General features: G+C 70.0%; 8 protein-coding genes. 7 read left to right on the top strand and 1 reads right to left on the bottom strand.

All coding sequences use genetic code 11. The features are described 5' to 3' along the window. Nucleotides 1-177 precede the first annotated feature (177 nt). From ACZ61E_RS31105 to ACZ61E_RS31080, 6 genes are all read left to right on the top strand, one after another. The gene (locus tag ACZ61E_RS31105) at nt 178-1,185 is read left to right on the top strand and encodes a LacI family DNA-binding transcriptional regulator (RefSeq protein WP_469703606.1); all 1,008 of its coding nucleotides are present in this window, start codon (nt 178-180) and stop codon (nt 1,183-1,185) included. Between the two features lie 284 nt (nt 1,186-1,469). Next, entirely contained in the window at nt 1,470-2,891 is a 1,422-nt protein-coding gene (locus ACZ61E_RS31100) for an extracellular solute-binding protein (RefSeq protein ID WP_469703605.1), read from the top strand. Nucleotides 2,892-2,978: 87 nt separating this feature from the next. After that, the gene (locus ACZ61E_RS31095) at nt 2,979-3,938 is read left to right on the top strand and encodes a carbohydrate ABC transporter permease (protein ID WP_469703604.1); all 960 of its coding nucleotides are present in this window, start codon (nt 2,979-2,981) and stop codon (nt 3,936-3,938) included. Between the two features lie 15 nt (nt 3,939-3,953). Beyond that, on the top strand, nt 3,954-4,883 hold the full coding sequence (locus ACZ61E_RS31090) for a carbohydrate ABC transporter permease (RefSeq protein WP_469703603.1): 930 nt from the start codon (nt 3,954-3,956) through the stop codon (nt 4,881-4,883). 120 nt (nt 4,884-5,003) lie between these two features. Further along, nucleotides 5,004-6,635, top strand: a complete 1,632-nt coding sequence (locus tag ACZ61E_RS31085; RefSeq protein WP_469703602.1) for a glycoside hydrolase family 13 protein — start codon at nt 5,004-5,006, stop codon at nt 6,633-6,635. 624 nt (nt 6,636-7,259) lie between these two features. Further along, nucleotides 7,260-8,384: a CobW family GTP-binding protein gene (locus ACZ61E_RS31080; RefSeq protein WP_469703600.1), complete on the top strand. Its 1,125-nt coding sequence runs from the start codon at nt 7,260-7,262 to the stop codon at nt 8,382-8,384. A 16-nt stretch (nt 8,385-8,400) separates the two neighbouring features. Here ACZ61E_RS31080 and ACZ61E_RS31075 read toward each other — a convergent pair whose 3' ends face one another. Then, on the bottom strand, nt 8,401-10,851 hold the full coding sequence (locus ACZ61E_RS31075) for a DNA gyrase/topoisomerase IV subunit A (RefSeq protein WP_469703599.1): 2,451 nt from the start codon (nt 10,849-10,851) through the stop codon (nt 8,401-8,403). A 303-nt stretch (nt 10,852-11,154) separates the two neighbouring features. Here ACZ61E_RS31075 and ACZ61E_RS31070 point away from each other — a divergent pair, with 303 nt between their 5' ends. Then, a complete protein-coding gene (locus ACZ61E_RS31070; RefSeq protein WP_469703598.1) occupies nt 11,155-12,519 on the top strand; it encodes a M16 family metallopeptidase in 1,365 nt (454 codons plus the stop codon). Nucleotides 12,520-12,535: the final 16 nt, after the last annotated feature.

The following is a 12,535-nucleotide window of genomic DNA, read 5'->3' as shown; positions in this document are numbered from 1 at the left end:
GTGGACGATTTGGGGGGAGGGAAAAACACAACCCCCACCTAAAGCCCCCATACCCCCTTGCAGCGGGAACAACCCAGCCGGGCCCCCCCCCGCCCCCTCCGGGCCCCCCCCACGTCTGTGCAGGCTCTTTACGCTCGGAAGCAAGTAGCTTGCATTGTTTGCGCTAGTCTTGCGTGTATGACGCGACGACTTGCTCAGGTGGCGAAGAAGGTTGGGGTCAGCGAGGCCACGGTCAGCCGGGTGCTCAACGGCAAGCCGGGAGTTTCCCAGGCCACCCGGCAGTCCGTGCTGACCGCACTGGACGTACTCGGGTACGAGCGGCCGACCCAGCTGCGCGGTGAGCGCGCCAGGCTGGTCGGCCTCGTCCTGCCCGAACTCCAGAACCCGATCTTCCCCGCCTTCGCCGAGGTGATCGGCGGCGCGCTGGCGCAGCAGGGGCTGACCCCCGTCCTGTGCACCCAGACCAAGGGCGGCGTCTCCGAGGCGGACTACGTCGAACTCCTGCTCCAGCAGCAGGTGTCCGGAGTCGTGTTCGCCGGCGGGCTGTTCGCCCAGGCCGACGCGCCCCACGAGCACTACCGCCAGCTCCACGAGCGCCGGATCCCGGTCGTGCTGATCAACGCGCCGATAGAGCACCTCGACTTCCCCACGATCTCCTGCGACGACGCCGTCGCCGTCGAGCAGGCGTGGCGGCACCTGGCCTCGCTCGGTCACGAGCGCATCGGCCTCGTCCTCGGCCCGTCCGACCACGTACCGTCGCGGCGCAAGCTCGCCGCCGCCCTGGCGATCGTGAAGGCGGCGGGGGAGTCCCTGCCCGACGAGCACATCGAGCGGTCGATGTTCTCCCTGGAGGGCGGGCAGGCCGCCGCCGCACGGCTGCTGGACCGCGGCGTCACCGGCATCATCTGCGCGAGCGACCCGCTGGCCCTGGGGGCCGTGCGGGCGGCCCGCCGGCGCGGTCTCGACGTCCCCGGTGAGGTCTCCGTCGTCGGCTACGACGACTCCGCGTTCATGAACTGCACCGAGCCGCCGCTGACCACCGTCCGCCAGCCGATCGAGGCGATGGGCCGGGCGGCGGTGGAGTTGCTGTGCGCGCAGATCCAGGGCGGCGCCGTGCCGCCGGGCGAGCTGCTGTTCGAGCCGGAGCTGGTCGTGCGCGGCTCCACGGCGCAGTCGCCCCGGTAGGGCCTGGCGTCCGGATCAGGCCGTAGGTGCCGTCCCGGCTCCCGCAAGGCACTTTCAGGGCCCCCTCGGGGGCCCTGTGGCGCTCCCGGGGGTCCTGTCTGACAAATCCCGCCCTGTCCGGTCCCGGCCCCCGGGGCGGCCCGGGATCGATACGGAGGGCTGTCAAACTTTTACGAAAACGGCGCGAGATATTGCGGTCTCCTGTCGGCGGTGGTTGAGTGTGCCGCGCCCCGGCAGAGTTTCAGCCGTGGGCCTTCCACGCTCATGCCCGAAGGGGACCATCGATGAGAAGTGCTGGGTTCCGCCGTATTCGCCGTACCGACCGCACCGCCGCGGCCGCCATAGTCACCGTGCTCGCCCTGACTCTCGCCGCCTGCGGCACGAGCAGCAGCAGTAGCGACGACGACGGCGACTCCGGCGGCGGGTCGTCCGACCCGTCAGCGCCGTTGGACCCGAAGGCCAAGGTGACACTCTCGATCGACTGCATGCCGCCGGCCGCGAAGGCCGCGGAGCTGAAGGAGTGGAACGAGGACGTCAAGGAGTTCAACAAGACGTACCCGAACGTCAAGATCAACGGGAAGTCCACGCCCGGCCAGTGTCTGGAGCCGCCGCGCTTCACCGCCATGCTCAAGGCGAAGTCCCAGCCCGACGTGTACTACACCTACTTCACCGACCTCCAGCAGGTGCTGGACAACGACGGGGCCGAGGACATCTCGGCGTACGTCAACGACAAGTCCGTGCCCGCGTTGAAGGACATCGACCCCAACGTCCTGGACGTGCTGAAGCAGGACGGCAAGCTCTACGGCCTGCCGACCAGCAACTACACCATGGGCCTGCTGATCAACCGGAAGCTGTTCGAAGAGGCGGGCCTCGACCCCAACTCGCCCCCCGCCACCTGGGAAGAGGTCCGTACGGCCTCCGACAAGATCGCCGGTCTCGGCGGCGGCGTCTCCGGCTTCGGCGAGTACAGCGCCGGCAACAACGGCGGCTGGCACTTCACCGCGTCGATCTACGGTCTCGGCGGCGAGGTCGTCGACTCCACCGGCAAGAAGGCCGCGTTCAACACCGATCCCGGCAAGCAGGTCCTGCGGAACCTGCACACCATGCGGTGGGAGGACGACAGCATGGGCAAGACCCAGCTGCTCAAATGGGGCGACCTCCAGAAGCAGATAGCCACCGACAAGCTGGGCATGTTCCTCGCCGCGCCCGACGACATCACGTACATGGTCCAGCAACTCGGCGCCGCGTACGAGAACTTCGGCATGGGCCCGATCCCCGGCGCCAAGGCGACCCTCTTCGGCGGCAACAACTACATGATCAAGAAGGGCAGTTCGCCCGACAAGATCAAGGCCGCCATCGCCTGGCAGAACTTCAAGTTCCTCACCCCCGGCAAGGGCCAGTTCCAGTGGGACCGCACCAAGGCAGACAAGCTCCCCGTCGGACTGCCGCAGCCCAACTTCTGGCTCGGTGACTCCAAGGCCAAGGACGACGCGCTGCGCAGCGAGCACGCCACCATGCCCGTCGACAACTTCAAGCCCTTCATGGACAACCCGGTCAAGGGCAAGGCCGAGCCGCCGAAGGCGCAGGAGATCTACAAGATCCTCGACGTCGCGATGTCCGGCGTGCTGACCAACAAGGACGCGGACGTCGACAAGCTCCTGTCGACCGCCGAGCAGCAGGTCAACCAAGTCCTGGCGACCCGGTAACGGACGGGCGGGGCCGGGTCACGCGGACCCGGTCCCCGCCGGTCGGCGAGTCACGACGAGTCAGCGCACCGGCACCGAGGAGAGACCATGTCGGCCCCCACCCTGTCCAGGAGCAAGGCGAGCCCGCCGAGCCACGGACGCCCCGGCTCCCGCCGGCCGGACTTCGCCCGCGAGGAGTTCGTACGGTCCGTGCGCCGCAATCTCTCGGCGCACGGGTTCCTGATCGGAGCCGTACTCTGCTTCTCGTTCTTCTCCTGGTATCCGATGGTCAGGGAATTCATCCTGGCCTTCCAGAAGAACGAGAACGGGAAGACCACCTGGGCCGGCTGGTCCAACCTCACCTATATCTTCAACGACCCCGCCTTCTGGCAGGCGTGGCGCAACACCCTGCTGTTCACCGGCCTCGCGCTGCTGCTGGGATTCGTCGTCCCGTTCGTCGTCGCCGTCGTGCTCAACGAGTTCCGGCACGGCCAGGGATATCTGCGGCTGCTCGTCTATCTCCCGGTGATGCTCCCGCCGGTCGCCTCGGTGCTGCTGTTCAAGTACTTCTACGACCCCGGATACGGCCTGTTCAACCGCATCCTGGAGACCTTCGGACTCCCCGCCCAGCAGTGGCTCCAGGACACCGACACGGCCATGCTCTCCGTGGTGATCGCGGCCACCTGGATGAGCATGGGCGGCGCCACCCTCATCTATCTCGCCGCGCTCCAGTCGATTCCCGGTGAGCTGTACGAGGCGGCCGAACTCGACGGCGCGGGAATCCTCCGCAAGATCTGGCACGTCACCATTCCGCAGACCAAGCTCATTCTCTCGCTGATGCTGCTCATGCAGATCATCGCGACGATGCAGGTGTTCACCGAGCCCTTCCTGCTCACCAACGGGGCGGGACCGGAGGGGTCGACGACGACGGTCGTCTATCTCATCTACCAGTACGCGTTCAACTTCAACAACTACGGCAGCGCGGCGGCGCTCGGACTCGTCCTGCTCGTACTCCTCGCGGGCTTCTCCGCGGTCTACGTACGGCTCAGCCGCGGCAACGAGGACTAGGAGGGGAGAGAAGACATGACAGCGAACACACTCGTACCCCGGCGCAAGCGGGCCTCCACCGTCGAGGCCGGCCGCCCCCGGACCCTGATCTCACCCGCCCAGCTGGGCAGGTCCCGCGGCAGGGCGGTCTACTGGATCGTCTTCGCCCTGGTGGTCCTCCTCTTCACCCTGGTCTTCCTCGGACCGCTCTACTGGATGGTCACCGGCGGTCTCAAGACCACCCAGGAAGTCGTCCAGAGCCCGCCCACGGCCTTCCCCACGTCCGTCCACCCGGAGAACTACGAGCAGGCGTGGAAGGTGATGGACCTGGCCAAGCTGCTGTTCAACACCCTGTACTACGCGTTCGGCGCGCTCGCCTTCCAGCTGGTCTTCGACGTGGCCGCCGCCTACTCCCTCTCCAAGCTCCGGCCGGTCTTCGGCAAGGCCATCCTCGGCCTGATGCTGATGACGCTGATGATCCCGGCGACCGTCCTCGTCGTACCCCAGTACCTGACGGTGCTCGACGTGCCGATCGTCGAACGCAACCTCCTCAACTCGCCCTGGGCGATCTGGCTGCCGTCCGTCACCAACGCGTTCAACATCTTCCTGCTCAAGAGATTCTTCGACTCGATACCGCGGGAACTGCTGGACGCCGCGGCCATCGACGGGGCCTCGGCGATGCGCACCCTGAGATCCGTGGTGCTGCCGATCTCCCGGCCCATCCTCGGAGTCGTCTCGATCTTCGCGGTCGTGGGGGTCTGGAAGGACTTCCTCTGGCCGATGCTCACCCTGCCCGATCCCGGCAAACAGACCCTGAACGTGGGCATCTACTCGCTCGCGAGCGGAGTACCGGAGAACGTCCTGATCGCCGCGCTCACCATCGCGTCCGTCCCGACGCTGCTCATCTTCCTGCTCTTCCAGCGCAACATCATGAGCGGTCTGACCGCGGGCGGCCTCAAGGGCTGATCGTCCTCCCCGCTCCGTCCGACCCACTCCCCACCAGCGCTCCGCCGCCCGCCCTCTCATCCGGCGCCCCGTCGTCCGGGGGCCGGCGGCGGAGTCCCACCTGCCCGAAAGGACCGTCACGTGGCAGCCATCCAGCCGGCCGAGGCCACCGTCGAATGGTGGCGCGACGCCGCCATCTACCAGGTCTATGTACGCAGCTTCGCCGACGGCGACGGCGACGGCACCGGAGATCTCGCCGGCGTGCGGTCCAGGCTGCCGTATCTCGTGGAACTGGGCGTGGACGCACTCTGGTTCACCCCCTGGTACCTCTCCCCGCTCGCCGACGGCGGCTACGACGTGGCCGACTACCGGACCATCGACCCGGCCTTCGGCACCCTCGCCGAGGCGGAGAAGCTGATCGCCGAGGCACGCGAGCTGGGGATCCGCACGATCGTCGACATCGTGCCCAACCATGTCTCCGACCAGCACGCCTGGTTCAGGGCGGCTCTGGCGGCCGGGCCAGGGAGCCCCGAGCGCGAGCTGTTCCACTTCCGCCCCGGGCGCGGGGAGAGCGGTGAACTCCCCCCGAACAACTGGGTGTCCGAGTTCGGCGGCGTCCCCTGGACCCGAGTGGAGGACGGCGACTGGTACCTGCACCTGTTCGCCACCGGACAGCCCGACCTCAACTGGACCCACCCGGCGGTCCGCCGGGAACACGAGGACGTGCTGCGCTTCTGGTTCGACCGGGGCGTGGCCGGGGTGCGGATCGACTCGGCCGTCCTGCCCGCCAAGGACCCCGCCCTGCCCGACTTCACCCCCGGCGCCGACGCCCACCCCTTCGTGGACCGCGACGAACTCCACGACATCTACCGCTCGTGGCGCGCCATCGCCGACGAGTACGACGGCATCTTCGTCGGCGAGGTCTGGCTCCCCGACGCGGAGCGCTTCGCGCGCTATCTGCGGCCCGACGAACTGCACACCGCCTTCAACCTCGGCTTCATGTCCTGCCCCTGGGACGCGGACCGGCTGCGGACCGCCGTCGACGACACGCTCGCCGAGCACGCGCCGGTCGGCGCCCCCGCCACCTGGGTGCTCTCCAACCACGACGTCACGCGCACCGTGACCCGGTACGGGCGAGAGGACACCGGCTTCGACTTCGCCGCCAAGGCCTTCGGCACCCCGACCGATCCGGAGCTGGGGACGAGACGGGCGCGCGCCGCCGCGCTGCTCTCCCTGGCGCTGCCCGGCGCCGTCTACATCTACCAGGGCGAGGAGCTGGGCCTGCCGGAGGCGGACATCCCGCGCGACCGTATCGAGGACCCGATGCACTTCCGGTCCGGCGGTACGGATCCCGGCCGCGACGGCTGCCGCGTACCGCTGCCCTGGCGGGCGGACGCGCCGTACGCCGGCTTCGGGGGAGACACCGAACCGTGGCTCCCGCAGCCGGAGTCCTGGGCGAAGTACGCCGCGGACCTCCAGGCGGACGACCCGCACTCGATGCTCAGCCTCTACCGGGAGGCCCTGCGGCTGCGCCGTACGGAGCCGGGCTTCACCGCCGGGGCGTCGGGTGACGGCGACGGGGCGGCGCTGACCTGGCTGCCCGCCGGCCCCGGTGTGCTCTCCTTCACCCGCACCGACGGCCTGATCTGCGTCGTCAATCTCACCGGTCCCCCCACGGAACTGCCCGGCCACAGAAGCGTTCTGCTCACCAGCGGCCCCCTGGACGACGAGGGGAGGCTGCCGCAGGACACCGCGGCCTGGCTGCGGAGCTGACTGCGCGGCCGAACCGTCCGCCCCGTCCGTCCGCCCGACCGGCGCGGAGCCGCGGCCGGGGGCGCGGGGCGGACGGGAGACGTAGGCCGCCCCTGACACCCTTCCGGCCGTAGGAACCCCGCCGGGGACGGCCGCGCGAGCCGGTTTGGGACGGCGGAGCGATCCGGCCTGAGCCGGTCGATCCAGCCTTAGCCGGCGGAGCGATTTGGCTTAGGACGGCCGATCCGGCCTGGGATGTCCGCGCGATCCGGCCCGAGTCGGCGGAGCGACCCGGTCTGGCACGGCGGAGTGAGTCGGCTTGGGACGTCCGCGCGATCCGGCCCGAGTCGGCGGAGCGACCCGGTCTGACACGGCGGAGTGAGTCGGCTTGGGACGTCCGCGCGATCCGGCCTGACACGGCGGAGTGAGCCGGCCTGAGTCGGCCGATCCGGCCTTAGCCGGCGGAGCGACCCGGCCTGGGCCGGCCGAGCGGGGCGCTCCGGCTCGTTCGTCGGCCGTCGGCCGACGGTTGCCGGTCGCCGGGGACGGACCGGCCACGGCCGCCACCGGCTGCCCGCTCTCCTATCCTGGAGCGGGCAGGCGTACGGCTCTGCCCCACCTCCTACGGAAGGGCAGGGCGCGGTCTTGAACCCGAGCACGGCCGGCAGGCAGATTCCGGTGGTCGTCCTCGCGGGCTTCCTCGGGTCGGGCAAGACGACCCTGCTCAACCACCTGCTGCGGCACCGCGCGGGCAACCGCGTCGCCGTGATCGTGAACGACTTCGGGGCCGTCGAGATCGACGCCATGACCGTCGCGGGCCAGGTCGGCTCCACCGTCTCCCTCGGCGACGGCTGCCTCTGCTGCGCCGTCGACGCGAGCGAACTCGACGGCTATCTGGAGCTGCTGACCCGCCCCTCGGCGCGGATCGACATCATCGTCATCGAGGCGAGCGGCCTCGCCGAGCCGCAGGAACTCGTCCGGATGATCCTCGCGGGCGAGAACCCCCGCACCGTGTACGGAGGGCTCGTCGAGGTCGTGGACGCGGCCGAGTTCGACGCCACCCGCGCCCGGCACCCCGAGACCGACCGCCATCTCGCCATCGCCGACCTGGTCGTCCTGAACAAGACCGACCGCGTGACACCGGCCGAACACGAGCGCGTCCTCGGCGTGATCGCGGAGCTGGGGCCGGAGGCGGCGGTCGTCTCCGCGTCGTACGGGAGGATCGACCCCGGCCTTCTCTTCGACCCCGCCGCGCTCCCGGCCGACGACGAGAAGGTCCGCCAGCTCTCCTTCGAGGATCTGCGCGCCGACGAGGACGAGGACCGCGGCGGCGACCGGAACGGCGACGAGGCCGGGGGAGAGGGCCACGCGCACCACCCGCACGCCGGCTACGAGAGCGTGTCCCTCGACGAACCGGCCGCCATGGACCCGCGCCGTCTCATGGCCTTCCTCGACTCGCGGCCCGAAGGGCTCTACCGGATCAAGGGCTTCGTGGACTTCGGCGCGGCCGACCCGGCCAACCGCTACGCCGTCCACGCCGTCGGGCGCTTCCTGCGTTTCTACCCGGAGCCCTGGCCACGCGGCGCCGAACGCCGCACCCAGCTCGTGCTCATCGGCTCCGGCATCGACCACGACGCCCTCGACAAGGACCTGCGGGTCTGCGCCGTCACCGGTGCCGACGGCGACACGAGAGACGAGACCGCCATGTGGGGCGTCCTGCGCTACGTACGGTCCGGGCCGGCGGCCGAAGAGGCCGCCGACCCGGACTGACCGGCGGAGGTCCGCGTCAGCTCGCCGGACCCGCCACGACGGCCACCACCGACGGCGGCGGCGTCCCCGAACCGTCCCTGCGCGGATCGGGCTCCGGCAGCCGGGCCGGTGAACCGTTCTTCTGCGCGGCCCGCGCCGGGGTCGCGCCCGCCCACGCGAAGACCAACAGGTCCTCGCCCTTGAGGAAGCGCTGGCAGCGCACCCCGCCGGTGGCCCGCCCCTTGCGCGGATACTGGTCGAACGGCGTGAGCTTCGCCGTCGTCTCCGAGTCGTCCAGCGTGCCGTGCGAGCCCGCGACCGTGTACACCACCCCGTCGCCCGCCGGGTCGACCGCCGTGAAGGAGATCACCGACGCGCCCTCCGCCAGCTTGATCCCGGCCATGCCCCCCGCGGGCCGGCCCTGCGGCCGGACCTGCGACGCCTGGTAGCGCAGCAGTTGGGCGTCGGAGGTGATGAAGACGAGATCCTCCTCGCCCGTACGCAGCTCGGCCGCGCCCACCACCCGGTCACCCTCCTTGAGAGTGATGACCTCCAACTCGTCCTTGTTCGACGGATAGTCCGGGACGACCCGCTTGACGACACCCTGGAGCGTGCCCAGCGCCAGACCGGGCGAGGACTCGTCCAGCGTCGTCAGGCACACCAGGTCCTCGCCGGGCTCCAGCGTCAGGAACTCCGCGAGCGGCGCCCCGCCCGACAGGTTGGGCGCCGAGGCCGTGTCCGGCAGTTGCGGCAGGTCGATGACGGAGATCCGCAGCAGCCGGCCTGCCGAGGTGACGGCTCCCACCTCGCCGCGCGCCGTCGCCGGCACGGCCGAGACGATGACGTCGTGCTTCACCCGCTTGCCGTCGCCGCCGCCCAGCGGTCCGCCGTCGGCCGTACGCGCCAGCAGCCCGGTGGAGGACATCAGTACCCGGCACGGGTCGTCGGCCACCTCCAGCGGCACCGCGGCGACCGGCGCACTGCCCGACTCCAGCAGCACCGTGCGCCGGTCGGTCCCGAACTTCTTCGCCACCGTGGCCAGTTCACCGGAGACGAGCTTGCGCAGCTCGCTGTCCGACTCCAGGATGCCGGTCAGCTCGTCGATCTCGCCGTTGAGCCGGTCGCGCTCGCCCTCCAGCTCGATCCGGTCGAACCGGGTGAGCCGGCGCAGCGGCGTGTCCAGGATGTACTGCGTCTGGATGTCGCTCAGCGAGAAGCGCTCGATCAGCCGCTCCTTGGCCTGTGCCGAGTTGTCGCTCGACCGGATGAGGCGGATCACCTCGTCGATGTCGACCAGCGCGACGAGCAGCCCCTCGACCAGGTGCAGCCGGTCGCGCCGCTTGGTCCTGCGGAACTCGCTGCGCCTGCGCACGACCGTGAACCGGTGGTCGAGATAGACCTCCAGCAGTTCCTTCAGCCCCAGCGTCAGCGGCTGGCCGTCCACCAGCGCCACGTTGTTGATGCCGAAGGTCTCCTCCATCGGCGTCAGCTTGTAGAGCTGCTCAAGCACCGCCTCGGGGATGAAGCCGTTCTTGATCTCGATGACCAGACGCAGCCCGTGCGCCCGGTCGGTGAGGTCCTTGACGTCGGCGATGCCCATCAGCTTCTTCGCCGAGACCAGATCCTTGATCTTGGCGATCACCTTCTCCGGGCCGACGGTGAAGGGCAGTTCGGTCACGACGAGGCCCTTGCGGCGCGCCGTGACGTCCTCCACGGCGACCGTGGCGCGGATCTTGAACGTCCCGCGTCCGTTCTCGTACGCGTCCCTGATGCCCTGGAGGCCCACGATCCGGCCACCGGTGGGCAGATCGGGCCCCGGCACGTACCGCATCAGCGTGTCCAGGTCGGCGCCCGGGTGCCTGATCAGGTGCCGCGCGGCGGCGATGACCTCGCCGAGGTTGTGCGGCGCCATGTTCGTCGCCATGCCGACGGCGATTCCGGAGGCGCCGTTGACCAGCAGATTCGGATACGCCGCGGGCAGCGTGACCGGTTCCTGCTCCTGGCCGTCGTAATTCGACTGGAAATCGACGGTGTCCTCGTCGATCGACTCCGTCATCAGTGACGTGGCGTCAGCCATCCGGCACTCCGTGTACCGCATGGCGGCCGGCGGGTCGTCGTTGCCGAGGGAGCCGAAGTTGCCGTGCCCGTCGACGAGCGGCAGCCGCATCGAGAAGGGCTGTGCCATCCGGACGAGGGCGTCGTAGATCGACGCGTCCCCGTGCGGGTGCAATTTACCCATCACCTCACCGACGACGCGGGCGCACTTCACATAACCGCGGTCGGGGCGCAGGCCCATCTCGTTCATCTGGTACACGATGCGGCGGTGCACCGGCTTCATGCCGTCGCGGGCGTCGGGCAGGGCGCGGGAGTAGATCACCGAGTACGCGTACTCAAGGAAGGAGCCCTGCATTTCATCGACCACGTCGATGTCGAGGATCTTCTCCTCGAAGTCCTCCGGCGGCGGGGTCTTCGTGCTGCGGCGGGCCATCGCTGCTGCGGCTCCTTCACAGGTCTGTGCGGGTCTGACGGACAACTTCGGGGACTCTGGGCGGACAACTCGACGGACTGACGCCGACCATTGTGGCCCGCCGGACTGACAACGCCGACCTCGACCCGTCGTTGAACCGTCCGGGGAGCCCGTCCCCGGCGGCGCACCGCCGGGTCGTCACCGCGCTCACCGCCCGGCGGACGGCGCGAGCGCGCCCCTTCGCGCCCCGCGGAAACTTCGCCACGCGTCGGCGCGCTTGCATACAGTGGCAGGACTTCTTATATCGCGATCGAAGGGACGTACATGCCCATGGGTCACACGGCCACAGCGCAGGCCGGCTCCGGCGGCCTGACAGCGACCGAGCACCGGCTCGCCAACGGACTGCGCGTGGTGCTCTCCGAGGACCACCTGACCCCGGTCGCCGCGGTCTGCCTCTGGTACGACGTCGGTTCGCGCCACGAGGTCAAGGGCCGTACGGGCCTCGCCCACCTCTTCGAGCACCTGATGTTCCAGGGCTCCGCCCAGGTCAAGGGCAACGGTCACTTCGAGCTGGTGCAGGGCGCCGGCGGCTCGCTCAACGGCACCACCAGCTTCGAGCGCACCAACTACTTCGAGACCATGCCCACCCATCAGCTGGAGCTCGCCCTCTGGCTGGAGGCCGACCGCATGGGCTCCCTGCTCTCCTCCCTCGACGACGAGGGAATGGAGAACCAGCGCGACGTGGTGAAGAACGAGCGCCGCCAGCGGTACGACAACGTGCCCTACGGCACCGCCTTCGAGCGCCTGACCGCGCTCTCCTACCCCGAGGGCCACCCCTACCACCACACCCCGATCGGCTCGATGGCCGACCTGGACGCGGCGACCCTCGACGACGCGCGGCAGTTCTTCCGTACGTACTACGCGCCGAACAACGCGGTCCTCTCCGTCGTCGGCGACATCGACCCCGAGCAGACCCTCGCCTGGATCGAGAAGTACTTCGGCTCGATCCCGGGCCACGACGGCAAGCAGCCGCCGCGCGACGGCGCCCTGCCCGGCATCATCGGCGAGCAGCTGCGCGAGGAGATCCACGAGGAGGTCCCGGCCCGCGCGCTGATGGCCGCCTACCGGCTGCCCCAGGACGGCACCCGCGAGGCCGACGCCGCCGACCTGGCGCTCACCGTCCTCGGCGGCGGCGAGTCCTCCCGGCTGCACAACCGCCTGGTACGCCGCGACCGTACGGCCGTCACGGCCGGGTTCGGGCTGCTGCGGCTGGCCGGTGCGCCCTCGCTGGGCTGGCTGGACGTGAAGACCTCCGGCGGCGTCGAGGTCCCGCAGATCGAGGCCGCCGTCGACGAGGAGCTGGCCCGGTTCGCGGCCGAAGGCCCCACGGCCGAGGAAATGGAACGCGCCCAGGCCCAGTTGGAGCGCGAATGGCTCGACCGGCTCGGTACGGTCGCCGGCCGCGCCGACGAACTCTGCCGGTACGCCGTGCTGTTCGGCGACCCGCAGCTGGCGCTGACCGCCGTCCAGCGGGTGCTGGACGTCACGGCGGAGGAGGTGCGCGCCGTCGCCGAGGCGCGGCTGCGCCCCGACAACAGGGCGGTGCTGGTCTACGAGCCCACCTCACCCGACGACGACGCCGACGACGCGGCCGCCGACACCGACGAGCACGAGGGGGCGGACCAGTGACCGACGCTGCCGTGAC

The sequence above is a fragment of the Streptomyces sp. NPDC104581 genome, from assembly GCF_055583685.1.
Note: the sequence above shows the minus strand (reverse complement) of the source record. Positions and strands in the feature narration are given on the sequence as shown.